Here is a 25,869-nt window from a genome sequence, read left to right as displayed (position 1 = left end):
GTTAAGATGCCACAGGAACAGATTATAGCAAGATACTACCCCACCCTGGATACGGTGGTGACATTGGATGAATTTCCTGAATTCTTAAATTTCCTTAGGGACGGGTTGGCATCACTTTTTGGAAAAATACATTACCGCAATCTACAGTTTTCAAAAAGCCCTAACGGAGATACTGCGTTTTACAGCCTTGATATAGTAAGTAAAAAACGCTTGGATATCGAGCTACCAGGAGCTGATATATTTATAGTTCTCAACCCTACTGTTGATGATGCAGGAGTTTCAGCTTTTCCAATTACCATTCAATATCAGTGGCCTATACTAGCCTATCTACGCTCGTTTAATCTTGATAATTTCAATTTCTCTCCTGAAGCATTCTATGATCTTGCTCTTCAAATTTTGAAAATTCCAGAAGGTCAAGTTGTCGCCAATGGTATTAACACATTTACTGAACCCAATAGTAATACCTTAATTGAGCAATTTGTATTAGATATTAACGCGCAATATGGGGTTTCCATTTCCGTTCCTAATGATCCCAATCCGATGCCTCAACTGCTAATAGAAATGCAGAGTGCTATTGGACAACCTCCAGCTATTTCCATTTACGAAACATATATACTCAATAACAATGACACGGCTGAAACCAAAAGAAAGTTAAATGTATTTTTTAAGAGCCTCCTACCTACGGATAATGTTGAGTCCTATATTAAAGAATTGGTTTTGCCAAGGTTTTCAGCAACATTGGAATTATCTGCTGCAATAGAATTTCCAAGATGGATGCTGGTTCCGGTAGATGAAAGTACGTTGGAGGAAATCCCTGAAGTAGGGGATACTGGATATCCTAGAGTGAATTTTAGATTTGGAGAGGCATTATTTTATGCAGGTACTGAAGCAGGCATAAATTATGAGTTGGACTTAGCTCTTACGCAATCACAGCCTGCACAAATTGGAAAAACAGGACTAATAATAAATGTTGAAAGACTTAAGCTGGATTTAAGTGCGCAGGAAAACATTCCAGAAGCAGATGCTGACAATCGGCCTGTTGAATTTATGGGGGTATATGCCGATGAGGTTTCTGTAACCCTCCCAAAAAAATGGTTTAATAATGTTGACAATACCACAGTGGAACTTTTTGGTAAAGAGTTTTTAGTAGGAACTGGTGGCATCTCAGGATTATTTGGCATTCAAGCTGTTGGTGGTGGCACTATACCCCCCAATAGCTATCTTACTGCTCAAATAGGCGATTGGAGAGTTGGATTCAACAAGTTTGATTTACGCTTTAAGCAAAATATCATTATTGAGTCGAGTATATTGGGTTACATCGAGATCCCTAAGCTGAAGGACAATAATAACGAACAGGCAAAAATAGATATTAGCGGTCATCTATATGAAAATGGTGATTTCAACCTAACCGCTTCGGAACCAGATGGAATTCCATTTACATTGTTGAATTTTGTGAAGTTCAATTTCTTAACGTTGGAGTTGGGCAGACAGGATGACGATTTTTATATCGGTACGTCATGCCAAATCTCATTTCTGAATGCTACCATGCAAAAATTGCTGGGAGATCAGGTAATTGAAATTCCAAGACTTCGCATATACGATACAGGTAGGATGGAAATCGTAGGGGGAACGACCTCGATTCCAACCAACATATCCCTAAACCTTGGCCCTATTGAAATGGCTGTTACAGGAATACATCTCGGCTCTACTCAACAAGAGTATCAAGGTGATATGCGTAAGTACAACTATTGGGGCTTCGATGGCGCCATAAGTTTAGATCCATTAGGATTGGATGTTCGGGGGGAAGGTATTAAGTATTATTATACAGTAGATAATGATGAGTTTGAAGGAGAGGGTAATAACTTTATCCGTATCCAAACCATTGAGGTCGATTTAATAATTCCAGGGACAGCTGATCCCAAAACTGCCCTGGCAATCATTCATGGGTCGCTTACAATTCCAGACCCCGGAGAATCACCTGAATACAGGGGTTCAGTTTCGGTTAAGTTACCTAAAGCTCGAATGGCCGGTGGGGCAGCAATGAGGCTTCAACCTCGATATCCAGCCTTTATTCTGGAAGCTGGTATTGAAATCCCTACACCTATTCCTTTGGGTGCTACAGGATTAGGTTTTTATGGTTTTGGCGGGCTAATTGGCTATCAGTATATCGCTAGTAAGTCTGCTATCCCACAGCTTGCTCCAGAGGCCACCTGGTACGATTACTTTACCTACCCACAACGGGGCGTGAATATTGATAAATTTATCACGCCAGCTGAATTGAACGAGGGCAATCCGACGGACGCCTTCTCTATTGGAGCAGGTACGGTTTTGGCAACATTATTCGATGATGGCTTTACATTCTCTACACGATTAATGGCGGTATTGTCTATACCTTCGGTATTTATTTTGGAGGGAAGGGCAAACGTTTTGGCAAACCGTCTTGGTATGCTGGATTCAACAGAGCCACCTTTCTTTGCCTTTGTAGCGATTGGTGATAATAGTTTAGAGTTCGGTTTTGGAGCAGATTATCAGCTTCCCAAATCCAATGGTTGGATCTTGGACCTACAGGCAGAAGCACAGGCTGGCTTCTTCTTCGATAACTCAAGTGCATGGTACCTCAATTTCGGGACTAGGGATAATCCTGTTACGGCTAGAGTACTAACCCTGTTCACGGCGCAATCATACCTGATGCTATCCGCGCAAGGAATGGAAGCGGGCGCCAGATTGGATTTTGAATTACGTAAAAAGTTCGGTCCCGCCAAAGTCCATATCTATGCATATTTGGAGGTAGGCGGTTTTGTCAGTTTCGAAAGCCCACAGATTGGCGGATACATAGCAGCAGGAGGAGGGATAGATGTTGATATTTGGATTATAGGAATTTCATTGTCGTTGGAAGCTATTTTTACAGTAGAAGCTGCAAAGCCCTTCTTAATCTATGCGGAGGTAGATTTCCGGGCCTGTGTTAAGGTATTATTTGTAAAGGTATGTAAGTCCTTCACTGTAAAATTGAAGTGGGAGAAAAATAATACAGTGGACCGCTCTCCAATCCCTCCATTGCCATATCAAACAAATCAAACAGAAATAGACCGAACCGAAGAATTGGTTACAGGTATTCATATGCTTACGAATGAAAGCTTTAAGCTCGATTTCCTTGGGATGTCAAACCCACCAACAATAAATGACATTTCAAAGGTTATACCACTAGATACCTACATTGAATTTAAGACGGAAAAAGGGCTTGTGCCGGGAGCGGTGTCGGGAAAAATAGGGGGCTATACCTTCCCACCGGAAAATACAACCGATTTGGTTCCGCCAGAAAAAATTGTCTTGGGCGGTCATGAAATCAGACAGGTTAAACACAAGTATTCCATTGAGAATATTGAAATTAAGGCTTGGAATGGTTCCAGTTGGCAAGAATATCATCCATACGAAGCATTGGTGGAAGAAGTTGATAGACCTACTGTAGCTAACTTAAAGGTGGGATATTGGCAAATAAAGGGCAAACAGTATGATACGCTTCGTCTTTTGGCTACTACTCCTTTTACCTATATGGATTCAGGGGAGCCGGGATGGGTAATCCCTGAGCAATATGGTATTACACCTTCAACCTTATATTGTCAAGAAGAAATTCGAACTCCTGTTTGTTCTAATGTGCTGAACAAGGATTTGGGAATAAAATATTACCCACCAACGCAATATAACGGCCATTTTATTAATGGCGCCTATTTTACACTTTCCAATATTTCGGGATATGAGTTTATCGATGGTAACATCGTGCTTATTGAGAGTGAATATATGGAGGTTACCAATGTGCCAAATAATTTTAGTTTCGCGAAATCTCTTTCTTTCAATAATTACAATAGCATGGTAATAGTATTGCCAGAGCCATCCGTACAAGTAGGACTAAAATTGACTACGGATGCCGAGAAAGTAACGATTCGGTATTATAAATCAATCATTGATGATACCACAAGCACATTAGAATATGAACTGGTGACAGAAGTAATTAAACTAGCTTCTGAACTCTCATCGGAAGTGGTTTATCAAAATGAAGATAAGGCGATTTCGAAAATTGTGATTGAGCCGAATGATACCAATATAGCAGAGATTTTAGATATATTGGAGCAGATTGCTGAATTATTCGAAATAACATATGATGGCGCTACAGGCGAAGTAACCATTACAGAACCAACGGATACGAGCGCTTATAATCAATTGCTGTCCGAACTTGAAAACTTGATGTCAGCGGTATGTTCTGGTGAAAAGCCAAAGGAAAAAGCTGGAAATTGTGAGCAAAACCCTGTAATCTGTTCTTTATATGATCAACTACTTCAGATTTATAATGAGTGTTTCGTCCCTATTCAAACCAGTCAAGATGTAGACGATTCAATTGGATGTATTCAAGAGTTCTTCAATCTTCTCGTACAATTGGATGCTATAGTTATCGATACTTCTTTTTCAGATGAATTCTCTTATTTTACGGATGTTTTCTTACAAATTCAACAATTGATAGGACACCATGAGCAAATTCTACGCTTTAGAAATTTAGAAAATTCTGCAATAAAGCTTTTGGAAATCATATATAATCTTGGTAATTGTGATTGTGACCCTAAACCAAATAAAAAATGTCAGACATCACTTCAGGAGGTCTGTTGGTTAAGTGTGGAAAATCATGAATGGAATGAAACAATTCCTGGTTCCGAAGCAATTGAGGAAGAATATCAATTGATGATAGAAGGGGTAACCCAACAGCTTCAGCCTATTTGGCGGCCAAATACACATTATTACATCAAAGCTACATTAAAAGATATAGTAGACAACGGAGATAGCCCTCCTGGTGAATTTGACTATTACTATGGTTTTAAAACGGTTGGCCCAGTAGGGCACTATCACAGGAATCCAGAAGTTGACTATCTTCCACAAGATGCCAAACCAGAGGAATACCCTCTTACTTCTTTAACTTCTTATATAGATTATAATAGATCATATCCTAAGGCAAGCGGTAACTTGTTGCGTTCAAAACCCTTATTCTATGGAAATGGTCAATGCCGAATAAGTATTTACTTTACGAAATATTTTGTTGAACACATGCTAAATAATTGGTACGATTACAATGGCATGCCTACATTGGAAGGGGCTATACATATTGCCATAAAAGATCCTGTAACAGACGTGATAATTCCATACCCGCTTCCTGTAGATTATGATGAGACCGTCCCAGTATCTGACCTATCGAATGCATGGCAGTCTGACGATGATCCATCACTGCCGCCACATATCATTGCCATCAATAACATGATTGAAAATGGTGAATTACCGTGTGAGATAGATTTGGGATCTCCTCTTGTTCCCCAAAGCTCTTACTTTACCATTACGCCTGTTAACTTAAAGCCAAGAAAGCTATATACAGCATTGTTATATAATGCATTTGAGCACACTGTTGGAAATGTAAAAAGTGAACCAATACATGAATATACATTCCAGACCTCTCGATATGAGAGCTTCACTGAACAAGTGAACAGCTATTTAATTCAAGATGAGGAAATGGTTGAGCCAATTCAGGCTGTTTACGAATTAAATATTTCCGTTTCCCAAAATGAACTCGATGAAGCATACCAGATTATTGCAAATTCTGATAGTCAAATAGGGGATACATTGGAGACCCAATATATGCATTTTTATGATCGAGTAACGGAGGGCGTACTTGGGCTTAAGCCCCAAGACCCACCTGAGCGAACCGAGTTTCATAAGGTAATAAATACTAATACCGGGAATATCGTTGCAATCATTATTCGCAACCCCGAGCCCTTTAACATTCCAAGAATACCAATTGATATAGCCCGGGATACTATACAAGTCACATTTGGTAATGGAAATGTACATGGCTCCTATCATGTATTACATAATAAGGATTATTCAGGCGCTATAATCATGAGGGGGAGCCAGAATATTACCGCACCTAGAATGCATTTTAAGTTTAAATATCTAGCATGGAATGGAAATGAATATTTAGAAGAAGAGACAATATTTGCTGGGGATATAATCATTAATGAATAGTTACACCTATGGGATTTTTTAAATCATATCAATCAGGAAGGTTTTTTAAAACAATTTTTTCCAATGGTCACTACTTCTCGATAGGGAGTAAAGACAATACTTTCAACAATGGTTGTATTGTTAAAACTGATTCGAATGGTGAAGTTGTGTATTCCAAAACGATAAAAGTAAAATATTCAAAGGTCAGTTTAATTGATATGGTTCTAGCTTCAGATGGCAATATAGTTATCTGTGGTTATACCAATGCTAATGAGACATTCTTATTTAAACTTTCAAGTAGCACCAACGATATTTTATGGATTGAGGTGATGGAGAGCTCCGCTGGAAGGCCCTTACTTGCATATCGACAGCTTGTGCGGTTTGATACTAATAAATATGCTCTTTTAACTAGGAAAAGCATGTTTGGTTATGTTCATGTTTTCAATGATAATGGTCAGCGTCAATTATCACTCAGAATGAAGTCTCCTGGAGTGGGAAATGGACAATTGTTGACCAATGGTGTATATGCTAGCCCCAATGAACAGCGCCTTGTATTTACTTGTCATGATTATAATTCAACCGGGCCGAACCAGGGTACTGTTTTAATATCTACGGACAAAAACCTGAATGAAATTAGTGCCATTCGAATACCACAAAAAGCTGACAATTTATTTGAAATCGATGGAGGGTTTCTGAATAATGATGACTTTTGTTTTTTGGGATCTATAGGTGTTAACAACCAGGCCTCACATTACTTGGTTAAATGGGATATTAACACTACACCCTTATCATTCAATGGGATTGAATTTAATTCGAGATATGATTTTGGAAGACGTTGTGTTTTGGTACAAAATAACAAGCTTCACATCTCATATGTTGATGTAACTACAGATAACGCAAACGGTGTTGCTATTTTTGATTCGAACCTAAATTTTATAGAATCCAATGGTTTGGATGAAGGAGCGGATGTCTCAGTTTATATTCCCTCTGGGCTTCTATATACGGAAGTCTCTAGCTTTAATGGGACCGAGTTAATAAGCCATGTAAATTTGATCCATGGTATCTTGGTGTCGGATGCTAGTATTTCGACCTGTTTTACAGAATCACGCTTACTTCAATTTTCGCAATATTTTAGAGCAGCCGGGGGTGCCTCAACCGATCTTCAATCATACGACTTTTTACAAGCCACAAATGTTTACGGTTTTACTTCATTTAATTTGAACCCAATTCAGGTTTTTTGTGATTCACAGGAATTAGATCTTGATAAAAGTACCATAACAGCAGAGCCTACCCAAATACAGGCCGATGGAGTTTCCGAATCAGTGATTACAGTTGCTCTTATGGACACTAATAATATGCCATTAGTTACTGGCGGACCTTATACAGTTACTGTTTATACAACTGCTGGAACTTTAATTAATCCTTCTGGTAATAGTAGTTCAAGTGACGGAAAGTTTGAAACAGATTTGAGGTCTTCGACTAATTTGGAAAGTGCATTATTGACTTTTTCGGTTAATGGACCGTCACCGCTATCACAGAATACTGCTACAGTAGAGTTCACACAAGTCACCGAAACCATCATAATAAATGATAAGACAGAACTACAATCCCCTCACCTATATCTACAAGCCGTTGGTTCTACTGGAGAGGATAGTACGAAGGGAAGACATCTTAGATGGACTTTTCGCAAGGCGTTAGGAGAAAAACATCTGCCAAAGGGCAATTATGCGTCTAATCAGGTAAATTTTAATAAGGATAATGATTTTGTGAAAATCTATAGAGCCGGTTACAGAAGAAAGGTTGTTACCCTTGACTTTTTTAGTGATTCGCCTGAAGTTATTGATAATAATAATTACTTATGGATTTATAGAATTGGTAGTGATGAGTTTTATATACGGTTCTATGATAGCGCAAAATATGATACTGTTCTTCAGTCTATTAACCCTTCCACGAACCCTACTCAGTTTTTAGGTGGATATGCAGGTTCTATTATAGAAATTGAAAACATTAAAAAATTATTTTTTGCGGTTACCGTAAGATTTCCAGATTCTTCCATTTCAATAGGTGCATCAATTCCTGAATTTAAGGCTGAAACATTATCCGTAGAGGAAAACACTATTACCAGTAACAAAATTGTTTCCAACCGTATTTCTTTAGAAGGATCAAGTATTGGTTCCGTAAGAAAATTTTATTGTGAGAATGGAAGATCGTTAAGAGGGCAATTTATCAATCTTAATATCAGACGACTTGAGTTCGAGTTTTATGAAGACGTAATTAAAGAGATTAATGATACTACAGGTTGGTATTCCATGGGAGAATATGCGCTCACATTAAATGATGAAACAGCCTTTTCTCAATTGGAACCTACCAATGATACAGTAAATGGGGTATGGAAGAGATTTAATGAGAATGCCTATGTCAATATTTCAAATTATGAGGATAAATGGAATGCAACCCCTGGGTTAGGTGACAAGAATATTAAGCAAGTGGTTGATCGTTATATTGAATTGAGCGACAATGCAAATAATCCCACAGCCCTTGAAGATATTCCGCTTGGCATCAATCCTAGTGATAGCAGTGATGTGATGGAGGTCTCCCACCTGGATTTACTGAATTTTGCAGCGATGGATTATCATGTTGCCAGATTATTGGGCTTGGGTATTTTGGATATCAATGCAACTGGCTTAATATCTGAAGGTAAGGAGACTAAAAAATTTGACTTGAACCCGAGATATTTATACATAGCTGAATACTACACTGATGCCGATTTGGAGGATGGTAATGGAGTTCGGAATGTACATCACCTATATATGAGTTTGCCAACTTCCAATACCGATAGAAGACTTCCAACATCATTGGATTTAGATAGTTTAGTGCCTGGAGTATTTTTGGGTGGAGGCGGTGAGCCTTCTCCAATTACTGATGAAGATGGATATACTTTCGATGGCCTTTCACGCTATATTAGTTTATATATAGAAGAACAACCGGAAACGCCATTAAATGAACCATTTTTTGCGTCATCTGAAGAAAAAAACCTTAGTGCCGTTACTAATGTTGTTTTCGGAGGTTTAGAGCATAAAATAGGGTTAGGTGAATGGGACAAGCCAGAACTTTCGAATGATCCTGAATATTTAAACGAGGTTTCTTCGGGAACGCCTTATGCCGAAACAAGATTTATATTGCTTCCCGAACCCCAAAAGGCATACTTCGTTCATCGTCAAACAATGAGCGGCCTTCATTCGTATGCAGCTTACGCCATAAATTGGTTTTCAAGAGCTAGAAATTTCGATACTGTTTTGTCGATTGATACACTTTTAAAGCCTAAGAACCCATTAAGACCACCTTCCAATACTAGTGCATTCCTAATAAGACAGGAACAACCTTTGATGTTTACTTCACAGGAGGAGCAAAACCGTTTGTCTAACATTTCAGGCGACAAGACACTCATTAGATTGATATTCGATTATCACTCGTTTCATGAATTAAAAACACATAGCATTCCCGTAGACTCACCGCTCACGGATACAGAGATCATAAATGGAGAAAACACAATTTTCCCTGATGATGATGAAATATTTGCAGAAGAAGTAGAGGTTTTCTTTAGAGGGGAGATACCACTAAATATCAAGGGAAAAATTGTCTCGGTGTCAGATCATCCATCTATCGAAGCACTATCGATACTTCAAACAGGAGATTACGTCATTGCAAGTACCGGAGAAACAATAGTGCCGGAAATCCCCTCGGGTTCAGGTGCTAATTTTGTGGGAGGTGTAATCGTTATAAGTAATAATAAGTTTATTATCCATGAAGTAGCACAGGGGACAGGAGGGCCGGAAATCACGGTCTACAAAAAACAGGTTTCAGATTCCATTTTAAATGGGGGAACTTTATTAGATGAAGATGGCCATACTATCGATCTTCCCATTACGGATGGCGATTTCCCGACAATTAATGACAATAATGAGTTGATTTCACCTTCAATTGAAGGAGATGGTTATTTCATGGCATTTGAGAACATGCAGACTCCCGATAACTGGGGTAGTCCAAATCCACTATCATTCAAAGTGAGAGTCGATTCTTTTGCTGATGTTCGGAGAGAAATTATTCATTATGAAGAGGATGATGGCTCAATAAGTCGGATATTAGCAAAATCTCGTGGTATTTGGGATACGGCTAGTATAACAGAAGTCAATGAGCCCAATGGAACATTTCAAGGATTGTATAGAATAGAATTTGACAACACAACGCTTGATCATCACTCCCAATATCAGGCGAACAATAATTCAGTTGATTGGTACGGTGGTATTGCAAGGGTCTATACGGAAGGGTCATTGACTGGAACAATACCTAACAGACAACGAAAGAGTCTTGCAGTTATTAGGATTGAAAATATTGGGAACAGCAATGATCTTGTCATTTACGCGCAAGATTCAAACTTTGACCCAAATGATTCTGGATATGATGCCATTGAGACGGGTCAATCAATCAGTGTTAATTTTTATCCAGGATACAAAATTTATCTTTATAATAATGATACGTATAGTCTAAATGAAAATACCATACTTCCCGATGAAGGGGAAGGAATGAGGCATTCCATTTTTGGATTAAGAGCGTTAGACACGGATGAGAACTATCTTTCGAAAATCAGTGTTCCATTTACAATGTTTGCGCAAGAGATCGTATTGCCAGAAACTCCGGAACAGCCTGTCGGACCTCTTTATGCCACACGCCCCGATTATTTTGGAAAAGCTACTTATACATTTGCCACTCGTTATACTCATAAACCACACGGGCTTTTGTTTTATAGATCCAACGATGAAGCATTGCTAAATGCCCTGTATGAGAAATCTACCGTCCTTCAAATAAGGGATGCGTTGGCTGCTTTGGGTGGCAATAATGAGGAATACCTAGCAAATAGATGGCAGAATTTTTTGAATTTTGAGGAACTTTCGAATGATGGTGACTTTACTGTATATCCTCCTCCAGGGGTAGATCCTAATGGGTATAAATTTCCTAATCCAGATAAAGAAGCTTTTTTCGATTGGGCAAATGAAATATTGTCTGAATTAGGGCAACCTCAAATAACCGATCCGCCTGGTTCATTAGCTGTTGGAGACCCAAAAATTCTTGGGTTTGTAAAAGGTATTATTTACAACGCTTTCGTGCCATTGACAGAGGTCCCAATACTATTTGAATTTCTAAACGGCCCGAATTATCAACTTACTGACCGGCCTCAGGTAATAAGGGGTGAGAACGGACATACACTTCCCCCTTTCGATCCCAAAATTGAACCTCCCTCAGATGATAATGGTTTTAGGATGGGCCCGATGGCTAAGATTCAGAAAATGACTCCTAATGATGCCCATGATGAAACGTTATTTACAGACTTCAAATTGGATGGTACTTCTAACAACCTATATTTTTATGGGGTTAAAGAATTAGGAACAAAATTGACAATGAGCGAGTTTAGCCCATTCCTAGGACCAGTGAAACTTGTTAATACAAATGCTCCTGATGCGCCTGAGATCAAAAGGGTGATTCCTGCCTTACAGAATGAGATCTTAGGTATTGAACCCAAAGTCAATTTGGAGATAAATGCTTATCCTACCGTACAGAATATTAAGAAAATAGCCGTTTACCGAAGTACTACTCGTGTTTTGGCTTCTTCCATTCATTCCATGGAGAGGGTTAGTGAAACGGATTTGGTAACTGCCAGTATGATTGAAGAACCGATATGGACAATTACTGATGATTTCAGTGATTTGGATGAAATTCCATTTGGGGATCCTCTATTTTATCGGGTTGTTGTATACCGGGAAGTTGAATATGCTGATAAGGATGGAAATATTATCGTTGAATATGCCCCCTCCCTTGCATCCAAAATCGTGGCTAGTGTCATAGTTGAAAATCAAAATCCTATTTCTCCCATATTAGGATACAACTATACAGCTTCTGCAGATCCTTCAGAACTCACAAATGTTTCATTGATATGGAATAAGACGCTATATAATGGAACTTATCACCTATATAAAATGAATTCCCAAGGTAATTGGTATAAGATTTATCAAATTAATTCTAATGATGAAAATATTGAAGTAGATCTTATGGAAACTGATTTAGGATCAGGTACCTTAATAATTGAAAATCAAGATGGACAGGAGATTTATCATCATTTCAAAGCAATTGCTGAAAATACCTCTGGGATGCTCAGTACGGAAGAAAATATTTTGACGATACCTCAAGGTTAGATTTTTTCTATGGTGATAGGGATCTAACTGTGTATAATTTTATTACAGCATATATCCGCTCATCATCTTTATTATAAGACTTTGGGAAGAAACCAATAAGGCTTGTATGTTAAAATACCAATGGCGAATAAAAAATCAGAATCGGCTTTTTGTAAAGTAATAATTGATTTGCTCTGGCCAGAAAGAGTGTATGCGAAATTAGGAAGATTGTTGGGTTTATTATCTGTTCTTTCACTTTTAAAAACGGGTTTTTCTTTTGGATTCGCTAAAGTCTTTGAAATAATATTAAGTTATTACAAGCGAATCGTAGAAGTAACATTGGGGTGGTTAGATCCCATTTTAAACAATCTACTGAATGTACTTGGTGAAATTTTTGATTTCCAGTTAGTGATAAATAATCACTGGAAGCATATTTATATTCTATTGGGCATTTATTTTTTTAGATCAGCAGAAATAAGTTATAAATATGGTTATAAAAAGACGGGGATTTTCAGCCTTTTTTGGGGAATCTTCGTAGGTTTAATTACCTCAATTTTAGTTGGATCATTCGATTTGCAAAACAATTCATATTCTTATAATTTTTTGGTTGCTCTTTTGCCTGTATCCGGTATATTTTGTTTTGATTTAGGGCGCCAAGTTTGGATTTCCATTTATGATAGAAGAATGATAGCCGATATTTTTAAAGAGGAAGAGAAATCATTTCAAGAATTTTTTCTTCCAATTTTCAGAAGGCTTTATGCTCAACTCATTGGGAGTATAATTTTTGTTGCGGTAATGCTCTCCTTTAGTTTTTTAATTAATTCAAAAAGCCCATTTTTATTTATTTCAGGTTTCCTAATTCTAGGAATGGGAATCTATAGGATTTTTGTAGGGATATCGGAAGTCCAGCTTTTCAAAGAAGAAAACGAAACTTGGTTGGAAAAATTTGATCGTACAAGTAGTTCTAGTATTGTGAAATCAATGTTTGGGCTAATTATTTGGGTTTTGATATTTATTTCATCTAGTGCTGGATTACAATCATTCGGACTTTAGGTTGATTTTAAGTATGTGCTTTTCGGTTGAGCTGTGCGCCGAATTTTTAAATTTTCTTATTATTTCGGTTTACTAACGAGCCAAATTTAAAAATTTGGGAGTAATCGTAAATGCGCCGAAGCCTTCACTTTAGTTACCAACCCAGCTATGGGCTATATACGTCTTAAGTTTGAAATCTAGTTAAATTAGTATTCTAATCAGAAAGAACAAAAGAGAGAATTAAGGTTAGTATATACGGTGAAGCTTTAGACTTCGACAACAATGATAATCCTCTCTCTTTTACTACCTAGAATACGTTCAGTTCTTTGAGACCTAGATCTCGATTTTAAGTTGTTGTATCACGTGGTAGCCTGTTCTTTCCTAAATCAGTTCTTATGACTAAATATAATGAAATTTATGGTGTAGACATCAGTAAAGATGTGTTTGATGCTTATGGGAGCAACCGAGGTCATTTCCAGTTTAAAAATAGGGAGACTGGCTTTAAAGCTTTCGCGAAAGCGTTGCCTGAAAACGTACTTGTGGTGATGGAGGCTACGGGGTATTATCACTATCGTCTGGCTCAGTTTTTAGACAAGAACGGGGTTGCTGTTTCTGTTGTAAATCCATTGTCTGTGAAGCGCTTTATACAGATGAAATTAGCGAAGGTGAAAACGGATAAAAGCGATTCAAAAGCAATATGTGAATATGCGCAATTGAATGAAGTTCCCTTGTACAGTGCGGTTACAGATGTTCAGGCAGAATGCCTCCAGCTTTTCAGATTACTGGATAGCTATCTAAAAAAGAGCACTGCGACAAAGAATAAGATGCACGGTGAAGAGACTTTAGGGATCCCTTCACCATTTGTCTACCGTTCATTGAAAAGAGACCTGAAGCACCTTAAAAAAGAGATAAAGGCTATAGAAGGTCGTTTGCTCGAACTCGTCAAGGGAGACCAGCAGGAACAGCTTACGCTTCTCAAAAGTATTCCTGGTATGGGAGAGAAGACAGCGTGGTTTTTGATTGTATCCACAGAAGGTTTTTCGAAGTTTGAACGTGCCGGACAGTTGTGCAGTTATGTGGGGATCACACCCACAATACGAGAATCTGGGAGTAGTGTGAGAGGTAGGAGCAGGATCAGCAAAGTGGGGAATAAAAAGCTTAGGAATTTACTGTTCTTATGTGCGTTCTCAGCCTCAAAATACAACAAGGCTTGTAGAGAAATCTACCAGCGGATTGTAGCCAAAGGAAAGAGTAAAAAACTAGCACTGATCGCTGTTGCAAACAAGCTCTTAAAACAGGCTTTTGCAATTGCAAAATCTGGAAGACCATACGATGAGGACTATAGATCAAAATTAGCCTAAAAAGACTTTTTTTTTAACTCAGTTCTTTGTTAGGTCATGTTAATCTTTAACTATAATAAATGATTTAGTTTCCTCATTTAATTCATTAAATGTTGCTGTTAATAAATCATCTCTGTCCTTATACTTAGTTAGTCTCAAAGTTGAACTGGCTCCTTTTCTATCATTATATTCGTTCAAATTCATTTTTTTCATTCCTTGAAGAGAGAAAGTAATATGATTATCTGAGATAGATATCATTGATCCCACTAAGTTAAAAGTAATGATGCTATTCTCATAGATTTCCATATTGCATACCCAAGAGCTGCCATTTTGAAAAAAATGCAATTTGGAATCAATTCCAGAATTTTTTGCACTCCTCCATTCACCAGTCAATTTGAAGAGCACTTTAAACAATTCTTTTCTTTCCTCATACTCTAACATTTGACTTAGCATTCTCAGGTTGTAGTTTTTAGCATTATTATTATCTGGTAATTTCATATATTCCTGTCGAGCGCTGTCAATTAATTGAAAACCTAATTTAGAATTATCAAAATAAAGTTCGTCAGCAGCCCAAAGTTGGTATGAATATCCCTTAAATATTGCCCTCTGGTCTCCGTATATACTATCGGAATATTGAATGCTAAGTTTTCTGTAAAATGACGAAGAGTCTGAATTGAATATTGGAGTTTCTCTAATCCTAAAAATTTGACCTAAATCCCTGTAGGCGACAACTTTTGAATTTGCGGATTTAGCACTCTCCAGTTCTTTTCTATAGAACCTAAGAGCTTTTTCAAATTGACCATCTACTTTTAATTCGTTGGCAATCAAGGCATAAATATCTGGCGGAAAATCCTCATCTATTTGTTCTTCTAATTCTATAATCTCATTTATATAAATGAGCCTTTGGTAGTTAAGTAGCACTGAAAGGATATTCACATTTACATTAGGATTCTCAGATGCCAACTTTGTATTCTTTTCTGCTAAATCGGTAAGTTTAATAGTTAACTCTTCTATTTTACTCGCTTTTTGAGCTTTTGACAAATTTTGCAACTTTTCTTCTTCCTCCGTTTCCTTTTGGATTTCTTTTTGAATCCCATAAATACTAAATCCAACTGATATAATTAATGCTATGACGCTTAATAGAAGAGAGGCATTTTTGCTAAACCACGATTTTTTATCAGGTTCATGCAATTTAGAGTTGATTAGATGTATTTGATTTTCTAATATATCTATCTTTTGATTGACGGAACTGGGTTCTATCGCATCTTCATTACCTTTTCCTAAATTTTGTTCTTCTTCCATTGTGACTTTGAGTTAGTGATGCTGTTCAATATAGCCTAACGGATTTGTATAACGCGAGTTGCGCGACTGACAATTTACGTAATTTTCAGTTAGAGAAGGAAAGGAGTTGTTTCTGGGTGAATTCAATAGCATTGAATTCACCAGCGCTATGTGCCGTTATACGTTGTTGTATATAGTGTTTTTAGTGAATCGAATATAAAATCCGATATATTCACAATCAGTCCAAATCATTTTGATTACAGTTCCTTTTTTTATAATCAGATAAATGATAAAAACTGAAACGATCAATAATCCCAAATAAGAAAATCCAAGAATCAAAGTTTTATTATCATCACTACCAATTAAAAAATGGGAACAGCAAAATGGAAAGAGCTCTTAAAATCCTAAATACGGTTGCCAAAACTATTTTTCCGGAAAGAACAATTCTATTAATATCAAGTTAATTTTATTAGTATCATTTTCAATATTATACTTTTTCCTCAATAATCAATAAAGTTATCTAGGTCTACAAACATTACACACAACGGATTTGTATAACGTGCATTGTGCCGTTTTTCAATTTACAAATTATTCAGTTAAGATAGAAGGGTGATTTCATTGTAACATTTTTCAGACAATCAACCAATATGACACTAATGTATTGTTTTACATTGTTGGGTATAGCACATCTATTCTAATCTCTCTTTTATTACTTTAAAAGAATTAATTAATTCCATTAATATAGTTTCAAACTTTTTTTCATTGCTTAAACCTTCTAGATTGTATCTCTTCAAAGTTTTCTCTAGGGCTTTACTTTTTCTATGTGCTACACTAGATGACCTGAAAGCTTGAAGCATGTTAAAAGGAGTGATTATCACTTCTAACTCCTCTACATTTGTTAAGCTAGAAAGATATTCATAAAATAAAGCAAGTGATCCCTTAATTGATTTTCCATTTTTACCTTTATCTCCAATTTTTTTTCCAATTATACTTGAAAGAATTTTAAGATTAAATGAATCAGTACTAATCTTTGCTAATCCTAAAATCTGTTCATCAAGCTCTTTCCATTCATTTGTTACTGGAATATGTAATGTTGAAAATAAATGGTAATCATCTTTTGCTAATTCTTTAAATAAATAACTACCATGTAATAATTTGAATTGAGCATTTAGTTCTTTGTATTCTTGTTTGAAATATGTTATTGGAGCTTCTTCTATTTCTGGTGAAGCAAATTCTACAAGGAAGTCTCTTTTATATCTATGATTTGAAATCTTACCTTTTGGCGTTACATTAAATTGTCTCCAATGCAATTGCTCGGAAAATGGTAGATTTCTTCCAATATCCCCCAGGTACACTTGAACTAATTTTTCCTTAGTTATATCAATCTCAATGCGCCAAAAGTTCAAATATTCAATAGAATGTTCTGAAATATTATATTTTCTTGGTTCAGCATAATATTTTTGGAGTAATTCTCTTTTAAAATAAATTGGAGTAAGAAAATGAGTTGTCCCTTTATCCACAAAATAACTACTCAAACCATCGGGATCGCAAGATTGTTTTATTTCTTTACCATTTTCATTTCTGCCAATAATAAAATCTAAATATTCATTTTCTTCATTTTGTAGTGACCAAGAATAGGACTCAGGATTTTCATAGGGTTTAATAATATCTTTCCCCAAAAGTCTTGACATACTTTTTATTTTATCATATTGAATGTCTGTTCTTATATCTAGGTCAAAGAAGGAATTATCATTTTTAAGTTCATATGTTTGAAAATTGCTATTGAGAAAATCGGTTATATCTACCTTAGATCTTTTTCTATGGTCATGAAAACGTGCAAGATATACTTTTCTTACTGAGAGGTAATCCTTCAGAACGTGAGCATCGATTAAATAGGTTTCTTCATTTTCATTAATTAAGCATTTTACAATCGTTTTTAACTCTCCATTTCTGTAAAAAGCTTTATAAACCATTTCCTTTTGAACCCAAAAGCAATTATAATAAAGTAAAAAATGTTCTATTACTTGAAACTTATCTTGGATATAGTTATTGAAATGCCTTCTAAATGTAAATGGATAGTATAAGACTCCGTTCAGTTCTGCTTTGATTATTTGATTGTAATCAATTTCTTCATTAGCTTCTAGGTATTTTTCAGGAATTCCAAATTCAGTATTTATAAACCAATGAGAATCAGATAGGAAATTTTTTAGCGAATCATCATCAGCCTGAATTAAGCAGCTTATAGTAAAGTAATCTTCAAACTCAAGCTTTTTCGTTTGACAAATAATTACCCAGTCATCTTGGAAGTCATTATTTTGAATTAGCCAATCATTAAATGACAAATTATTTATTTCAGAATTTTTTGTATTTGATTTTTGGTAATCCTTAATGATTTTTGGAATTCGATTATCCATTAATTTTCTGATGTATTATGCCCAACGTTACCGTATAACCGCTTTTGCGGTGTTTTCGGCTTATGTTTTTTGTCAGTTGGACAAATTAGTGATTTTCGTAGGAAGTTTCATATGGCTAACCCAACTACCGCAATTACGGTTATACATTGTTAGTCTACGTTTTTAATCTCATTTTTTAATTTATCTAATCCTGCGTCCCAAGAGGTATTCCAATAATTTTGATTTACTGCATTTATAAATTTGTCAAACTGGGTTACATCCAAACCCTTCTCTTTATATCTTTCTCTTAGGTTATATATTTCTTCGACTAAAGTGACTTTTGGATTTTTAACTGGCAAGTTGTTCAATTCTTTCGATAATGCTTTATTGAGCTCGTATTTTTCTGTTATTAAATGAAGAAATGCGTAAACACTATTTGCTATTTCATCTTCTTGGACAGACATCAAATCTCCTATTTTCGCAGCTATATTTTCTTCAATTGAAGTTTTGTTAAATCTAAATTCTTGGTGTGGGTAATCCAGAATGTTAAAGTTAGAAAGTTCGTTTTTATATACACCGTATCCATCTTGCCTCCACCATCTACAGTTTAGTCCATTGTTTGCTAAAGGTTTTAGGATTAAATCTAGTTCAAGAACTGAAAGGTGACTATTTATCAATCTCGATTTTTCGAACGCATAAATTACTTGTTCTTCTTCTTTTTTTGAATTTAATAAAGCGAAAAAAATAGCTACTTCTGGTGTGCCAGTTAAATCAATCATTTGCGAAATTTCTAAATAATGTTGTAGTATTCCAATCTCGTGTATTCTATTGCTTATTTTATAACCTGTAATTCCTGTTGAATACTTAGATAACCTTTTAGTGAGTAGTCGAACTGCATCTATTTTGTCCGCTGATTCCCTAAATAATGAAGGATTAATTGTTGGGTAAACTTTCCTCTGTCCTCGAAATAAAATATCAGGATTGTAGTTTTTCAAGTTTACCATCCATTCTAGTGGGTTCGTTTCATTCATTCTGCCGTTTTTATTTAAATGCAGACTAATGGTTTTGTATATGGTTTGTTGTTTGTTTAAGCAACTAAATTAGTAAATAATTATCGACCAAGAAAGTCCGCGAGGACTTAGTAAATAGGCTAGAACTAGGAATAAATTATATACGGTGTTACTCAACGTATTTTTTGTAATTGTTTAAATATACGATTGAAGCTGATAAAGCTGCTCTCAAAATAGCTTTCCAATAATTTTTGCCATACTTGATTTGTAAATCATTTGCATCGGTTTTTAATAATTTACTTATTTCATCTACTGTTTTATCACTAGAATAGATACTTAATTGTCTTGAGATTTCAGATATCTCATCAGCGGATTCTTGGCTATATCTTTCAAATAATTCAAGTCGTTTATAATGAGCCGTAACTATGTTTGAAAAGTCTTTATCAATCATTGAAAAGTCAAAATTAACGATGAAACTGGGTAAATTGTTTTGAATTATAATATTACCTACAAGAAATTGTTCATCTGGTATATTATCTATATAAAAATTAAGTATTCCACGAAAACCTTCTTCTTTCCAATAATTATCTTTTTTTTTATTACAATCATTACAGCAGGGCAATAAGTTTATTGCTAGAACTGCGTACTCTGGATATAATGAAATAGGTAAATAGTGATCCATAGTTTTCGGTCTGTTTATTCCGCAATATTGACATTTTGATTTGGTTTCAGTAGTTTGAGCATCCTTAATTTTAGTTATAAGTTCTGATACTTTTTTTGTTTTACTTTTATAACAACTTGTAAGCTCAGGATGGTTTTTTGAATAAATAGAATCCTTAATCAATATTAGGTTTGAACTATCAAAATTTTCCATATATTCTTTATATCTGTTTTCGATTGAGTCTAAAGAATCTTGCTTAATGAAAAATTCATTTTCTTTTTTTGATTTAATGATTTCTTTATACCAATCAAAGTAATCTATATCAAGATGTGTGAGGTTTTGCATTACTTATAAAAGCTATTTAGAAATATTTTAGCGTTTAGACTTAGTTTGTGTTCAAACAAATCTAGTGCTTCTTCATAAGTATAAATTTTTGAAATTGACTTAAAAAATTGTTTATATGTTCCGTTAATCTCATTTGTGTCAAATACATCAGTGGTTATAGTAGTTAGATTTTCACCAAAACTTTCTATATCTAAGGTACGAGTTGTTGTTATATTTCCTTCTCGTTCTAAAATTCTAACAAATTTTGAAGGTACTTCTTGAATTATTATTGGTGAATGAGTAGCTAAAATGGCGAATGAATTATACTTGTCAAGTAGAGCGTGTAATAGTCTAATTAAATTAGCTATTGCATTTGGATGAAGATGCATTTCAGGTTCATCAAAAATAACTAATGATTCATTATTAATGTTCGCAATTATCCCAGTGATAACATAAATAATAATACTTTGACCTGAACTTAATAAAGCTTTTCCTTCTTGAATAATTAAGTTGTAATCGTGCTGAATAAATAATTCGTTATAAAACACATCTAAAATCTCCTTAGGGATTATATGCTCTAATATATTGTACCAATCATCTTCTCTATTTCTTTTTTCAATTAGTTCAATGGCCTCCTGATAGTTTTCGGCGAGTCTCTTTTGATTGATAAAACCTTTTTGGTCTTTTAAACCTAAATATTTATAGCTAAAAGATTTATTTTTTGCTGGTCTAGTAAATTTATCAAATGCACTATAAGAAACGGCAATAATTTTGCTAAAAAGTGGTCTATGAGGCTCAAAACTTCCTGCTTGTTTTAAATATTTTTGTTGGCCACTTAAATCTAGAGCGAATTTAGCAAGATATTGTGTTTTTCCTGTACCATTTTTACCGATTATTGAAATAATTCTATTTGGCAGAGTACTTTCGATATCAAAATTAAAATTTATATTATGTTCTCTATCTGCTCCGACTAATAAGCAACTGTAAGAAAAATTAAAGTTAGACTTATAATCTATTCCATTTATTATTTTTTGTGCTTGTTTTAGATTTTTTGCAGCTTCACTATTCCTTGTCAATGAAACTCCTAAACCTCTTTCATCTTCAAAATCTTCTAATATTGGTGGATTAAAAGCCAAATCATTTAATGCCGAAAGTATGTCTTCGAAATATTCAGGAAAATACTTTTTTAAAGTCTGATAATAATTTAGTTCTTGGCCTAAGGATGCGAAATTATCTTCAAGTTCTTCAAAAAATTCAGGCAACTCTGTTATTCCTTGATTTTTATCAAGTATTTTCACGCTGCCTATATTGAATTTATCACCATTGTTATCAATATATTCTAAGTAGTATAAAGTTTTAAAATCCCAGTAATCATTCCAACTATCTTTCGTAAATACAAAATAATTTATTTTAGCTCGATGTTTTCGTGCGTTAATTATACTAGAATAAAAAATCATTTTGCTTTTTCTTTTATTGATCTGTTATGATTCTTGATATGTTGGGTAACGGTATCGGCTATGAGTAGTTGCGTTGTTTAGCACTAAACTTTGCAAGTACGTACCAAACTGAAAATCCTCGCGGATTTTTAGAAGTAGGCGAGGACAAGCAATTACTTATAACCATTGTTTGCGGTAGTTTTTATTATTATCCTATATTTTGATTCTCCATTTTCAGATGTTTCAATAAAATCTTCACTTTCCAGGTTTTTCTGATTATCACTCGATTCCTGCTGGTCTTCCCAATATATTCTTTGATAATTTTTTGTATTTATTTCATTGAACTTAAATTGTTTTTTTGATTTTACTGTCTTTCCTAAACAGCAAAATAATTTTCGAATAGAATCTGTGTCGTTCGGAAATACATTATTAAAGAATAACTGTCCATAAGGACTTAAAATTCTTTCTCTTAAGTTTTTGATGATATCAGTTTCCACAATAGTCAATCCGTATTCTTCTACGTTTGGAATTCCTATGCAATCACTTCTTGTTGGGCTCTGAGTTATTCTATTTAATTGCGGATTTCCACAATAGAGTAGATAGAATGTTTTGCTTCCAAATAGTCTTTCGTGCACTTTTAATTTATTCCATTGAGCTAAATTTCCACCTGTTGGGTTCTTGATATCTTTAAAAGCTCCGTTAGTTCCCATTATTTTGGCTTGTAACGAATACCAATCGAATGTTCCGTTTGATTTCTCGATGAATAAATCCAAATCATTACCGTATACTGATTCTATTGTCCAAGGTAATTTGAAGATATCTACAGTATTATCTCCTGTTACTCTCCTGTAACGTGCAATGTTCAGTACTAAATGGTCAGTCATACCTAATTCGGAAAATGTAAGTCCATAAGAAAAAGTCTCTGATAAAAATTCAAAGACATTTCTACTAAATCTTCTTATGTTAAGACATTTACTCATTTCAAATTACCGCCAACAGTCTTGTATAACGCCCCGCATTTGGCGCTTGATCAATTTACGGAATTTTCAGATAAGCTGTTTGAACGGTTGTCGGAATTTTCACAAGCATAATCAAATGCGCCAAATACACATTATACGTTGTTGCAGCCAGTTTTTTTCATATTCCATGCTATAACCTGGACTCCATCAGAATAATGAGTCAATTGAGGTTTTCCTTGAATCAATTGATCAAACCTAGGATAGCTTATCTCCATTTTTTTCAATTCAATAGTTTTAATCGGCCATTCAAGGTGGTGGATTTCAAATTCATTAATTGATTCTCCGGAGTCTTGAAAGAGTGCGTATCTCTCAGTCAGCCATTTATCGAGTTCAGTTTTTGCATCTAAATCTGGTCCCAATTCAAATTCTAAACCTAATCCATCACCATACTCCTTGTTGCTTGAGTAATAACTTCCCTCATTTCTCTTCATTCTTGAAAATCTATACGGTAGCTCCGAAATACTCTTTGCAATTTTACAGGAAACTCTTTTCCCTCCCTCAATGCTCAGAAAGTAAACACCCGTTTTTCCATTCGACTTAACGTAAGTCCGAATATTTATTTCCTCGAAGTTTGATATGGGATAAAAGGCGGGCAATCTTCTGGGCCGGATATTCTCCATAGTGAATGCGACGACCGAGACCCAAGGTTCCCCACGGAATAGATCAATTTCCAACTCCCGGGGAACAAATTGATTTAACTTATCCAAATCAACTTTCCAATGTAGAAATATTGCTTGATTCCATTCTTGATAGAATTTCCAATCCCCATCAGGTAATTCCCATGGTCTATGAGAAGTTGTATCAAGTATTTTCCTGATTTTCATTGTCAAAATTGGCTACGGTCTTGTATAACGCTTCTCGTAGCGTTGGCTTTCAATTTACGTATTTTTCAGTTAGGGCAGGAGAGCTAGTTTTTCGTAGGAATTTAAATAAACTTAACCAACTCAACGCTATGAGCGTTATACGGTGTTGTGCACAGTTAATTCACTCGTTGTTTTATTAATTCAAATTCCTTTTCAAATGATTCCATTAATAAACTTGCTGAACAATTTATCTTATTTGTTCTCAATAATTGTTGTCGATTATCAATTCCATTTATCATTAAAATTGCACTGAGAATTCCATTCATTAGGCTTTCATCCTCATTGAGATCATTAAACTTTTTAAATAGTAATTTTGTTAACTCTTGATCTTTGCTATTCTGATAGGTTTGACCAAGCCCAGAAATCGCCCATCTTTTTACTTCCTCATCCTCATCCGAATCGTTGATAAAATCGATTGCTTTTTTTCTGTATTCCGGTTTGTCAATTTTAAGCGAAAATAATAGACAAAAAATTGCGGTTTTTCTCAATTACCAATCGTTTGAATAAAGATGCTTTTTAAACTCGCTCTCATATCTAATTGGATTTTTATCAGTTTTAGCTAATCTAGTCAAATAGCTTCCTAACTCATTCAAATCATTTTTTGCTTCAAGCTCTTTTATTTCAGCAGAAATTTTATTCATATTAATTGTGCACAACGGTAACGTATATGGCCCGTAGCGTGTTTCAAGTTACGGATTATTCAGTTTAGTTTTGGATTTGTTCTGTAGGAATTCAAGTTTAGTTAAGCAAGTATCCCAGCTATGGGCTATATACATTGTTGCCCACAGTTATTTTTCCAATTCGATTAATAGCATATCACATTGGTCATTCAGATATGAAAGTTTGGGCACTAATTCCATTGATGCTTTTTCTTTCCGCCAATCCTCTGGCTTACCCCAAAATTTTGCTTTGTTATGTAAATATCGAGGCAAGTCTTTTAAGTCAGCATCAAGCGATTTTTTGAGTGCATCATTCCACAATTTTGATAAATCCGTGTTTCTTCGATAACCCTTATTATCAATAAATTTTCTCGTTTCAATTGATGCTTGTTGAATTGCAATTAGAGCTGATGAGATTCGTTCGCGCCGAGCTTGGTTAATTTTGCCTTTAACTATTTCCTTTGATACTGCTTTAACCGATTCTTTTACTGACTCAACTAATAATATTTTTCCAAGATATTCTACTATCATATTTATTCTATTGTAATTGTATCATTGGTAACCCAATAAATTTTTATTTCTAATTGTTTTAATGCATCGATTATTTGACTTATCACTCTTCGTTGTTCTTCATTATCTGGTAAGGCAATTCCGACTTTAGTTCTATTTCCTGCTGGTTTTGATGTAATCACTCTCATTGTGGCTAATAAAGCTACACCAATATGAGATTTTACTTGATTTCGGTTGAACGGTTTGCCATATCTATTTGATGTCTTTAATGAGCTGGTTTCCCCTTTAGCCTCAATATATAGTTTTTCAGAATTATTTTCCGCTATCAGATCAATTCCAGTTTGATTTGTAGTTAGTTTTTGTTCAATTACATAACCGTTAGTTTTTAGATAATCAGCTAATTTTTCGACAATATCATTCTCGGTTAGCATTGTTCTCATAATTGTGGGCAACGGTACCGTATAACCGTCAGTTGCGGTGATTTCGGCTAGGTTTTTTATTAGTTGGACAAGTTAGTTGTTTTCAGACATATTTTTCATTCAGGTAACCAACTGCCGCAATTGCTGTTATACATTGTTGGCAACTGTGTTTTATTCAACTGTCAGAGTATAAGGTGTTTTTAAATTTCCAATCCAATTTCTGTCAAATAAATTTAGCACTTCATTTCTGTTTTTAGCAATTATGGTGTCTTTCTGCGTAAAGATTTTTAAATCCGAAAATGGTAAATCATCTTTTAATCCGCCAATTGTCATTCCGCATTGAAATTCCTGTCCAGACTCCACTTTAAACTGAAGTCGATCATTTTCATCCGTAATATATGTTGTAGTCAATCCTGGATAAAAATTGTTAGTCAGTTTTGCGTCAACAATGATTCCAGTTTCGCTGTCATTTTTTATTGAAACAGGATAAGTCGGGTCACAGGCTTGAATTAAAATTCCAATCAAAATTATGATTTCTATGTTCAGTTTTGTTCTCATTATCGATTTTCCGACATTGTTGCCAACGGATTTGTATAACATGTCGTTGCCCGTTGGATAAATTTAGTTAAAATTCAATTACCACAATACGGACCCTTAAT

At 35.1% G+C, this 25,869-nt stretch carries 16 protein-coding genes; 4 read left to right on the top strand and 12 right to left on the bottom strand.

Annotated elements, in window-relative coordinates; translation table 11 throughout:
* Positions 1-6: 6 nt before the first annotated feature.
* The 4 genes from I4Q58_RS14050 (at position 7) to I4Q58_RS14035 (ending at position 14,656) form a co-directional block, all read left to right on the top strand.
* Positions 7-6,057 (top strand): hypothetical protein, encoded by a 6,051-nt coding sequence (locus I4Q58_RS14050; protein WP_203296539.1) that lies wholly within the window; start codon positions 7-9, stop codon positions 6,055-6,057.
* Between the two features lie 8 nt (positions 6,058-6,065).
* Positions 6,066-12,284 carry an Ig-like domain-containing protein gene (locus I4Q58_RS14045; RefSeq protein ID WP_203296538.1) on the top strand — a complete coding sequence of 2,073 codons (6,219 nt, stop codon included), beginning with the start codon at positions 6,066-6,068 and terminating at the stop codon, positions 12,282-12,284.
* 120 nt (positions 12,285-12,404) lie between these two features.
* Entirely contained in the window at positions 12,405-13,316 is a 912-nt protein-coding gene (locus tag I4Q58_RS14040) for a hypothetical protein (protein ID WP_203296537.1), read from the top strand.
* A 374-nt stretch (positions 13,317-13,690) separates the two neighbouring features.
* On the top strand, positions 13,691-14,656 hold the full coding sequence (locus tag I4Q58_RS14035; RefSeq protein ID WP_203296536.1) for an IS110 family RNA-guided transposase: 966 nt from the start codon (positions 13,691-13,693) through the stop codon (positions 14,654-14,656).
* A 39-nt stretch (positions 14,657-14,695) separates the two neighbouring features.
* On the opposite strand, the gene I4Q58_RS14030 is transcribed toward I4Q58_RS14035, so the two are convergent.
* The 12 genes from I4Q58_RS14030 to I4Q58_RS13975 all read right to left on the bottom strand — a co-directional run bounded on the left by I4Q58_RS14030 (position 14,696) and on the right by I4Q58_RS13975 (position 25,768).
* On the bottom strand, positions 14,696-15,937 hold the full coding sequence (locus tag I4Q58_RS14030; protein ID WP_203296535.1) for a hypothetical protein: 1,242 nt from the start codon (positions 15,935-15,937) through the stop codon (positions 14,696-14,698).
* A 668-nt stretch (positions 15,938-16,605) separates the two neighbouring features.
* Entirely contained in the window at positions 16,606-18,330 is a 1,725-nt protein-coding gene (locus I4Q58_RS14025; RefSeq protein ID WP_203296534.1) for a hypothetical protein, read from the bottom strand.
* A gap of 149 nt (positions 18,331-18,479) precedes the next feature.
* Positions 18,480-19,340: an FRG domain-containing protein gene (locus I4Q58_RS14020; protein WP_203296533.1), complete on the bottom strand. Its 861-nt coding sequence runs from the start codon at positions 19,338-19,340 to the stop codon at positions 18,480-18,482.
* Between the two features lie 148 nt (positions 19,341-19,488).
* Entirely contained in the window at positions 19,489-20,325 is an 837-nt protein-coding gene (locus I4Q58_RS14015) for an HNH endonuclease (protein WP_203296532.1), read from the bottom strand.
* On the bottom strand, positions 20,325-21,761 hold the full coding sequence (locus tag I4Q58_RS14010) for an AAA family ATPase (protein ID WP_203296531.1): 1,437 nt from the start codon (positions 21,759-21,761) through the stop codon (positions 20,325-20,327). Before I4Q58_RS14010 ends, I4Q58_RS14015 begins: the two co-directional genes overlap by 1 nt.
* A gap of 152 nt (positions 21,762-21,913) precedes the next feature.
* On the bottom strand, positions 21,914-22,624 hold the full coding sequence (locus I4Q58_RS14005) for a hypothetical protein (protein ID WP_203296530.1): 711 nt from the start codon (positions 22,622-22,624) through the stop codon (positions 21,914-21,916).
* Positions 22,625-22,851: 227 nt separating this feature from the next.
* Positions 22,852-23,583, bottom strand: a complete 732-nt coding sequence (locus tag I4Q58_RS14000; protein ID WP_203296529.1) for a YqjF family protein — start codon at positions 23,581-23,583, stop codon at positions 22,852-22,854.
* A 155-nt stretch (positions 23,584-23,738) separates the two neighbouring features.
* Positions 23,739-24,110, bottom strand: a complete 372-nt coding sequence (locus I4Q58_RS13995; RefSeq protein WP_203296528.1) for a hypothetical protein — start codon at positions 24,108-24,110, stop codon at positions 23,739-23,741.
* Positions 24,111-24,263, bottom strand: a complete 153-nt coding sequence (locus I4Q58_RS13990) for a hypothetical protein (RefSeq protein ID WP_203296527.1) — start codon at positions 24,261-24,263, stop codon at positions 24,111-24,113.
* A gap of 147 nt (positions 24,264-24,410) precedes the next feature.
* On the bottom strand, positions 24,411-24,812 hold the full coding sequence (locus I4Q58_RS13985; protein WP_203296526.1) for a hypothetical protein: 402 nt from the start codon (positions 24,810-24,812) through the stop codon (positions 24,411-24,413).
* Between the two features lie 2 nt (positions 24,813-24,814).
* Positions 24,815-25,231 carry a hypothetical protein gene (locus I4Q58_RS13980; protein ID WP_203296525.1) on the bottom strand — a complete coding sequence of 139 codons (417 nt, stop codon included), beginning with the start codon at positions 25,229-25,231 and terminating at the stop codon, positions 24,815-24,817.
* Positions 25,232-25,381: 150 nt separating this feature from the next.
* The gene (locus tag I4Q58_RS13975) at positions 25,382-25,768 is read right to left on the bottom strand and encodes a hypothetical protein (RefSeq protein WP_203296524.1); all 387 of its coding nucleotides are present in this window, start codon (positions 25,766-25,768) and stop codon (positions 25,382-25,384) included.
* Positions 25,769-25,869 lie beyond the last annotated feature (101 nt).

The sequence above is a fragment of the Luteirhabdus pelagi genome (assembly GCF_016827595.1).
Taxonomy (GTDB): Bacteria; Bacteroidota; Bacteroidia; order Flavobacteriales; family Flavobacteriaceae; genus Luteirhabdus; species Luteirhabdus pelagi.
This window is presented reverse-complemented; position numbering and strand designations above follow the sequence as displayed.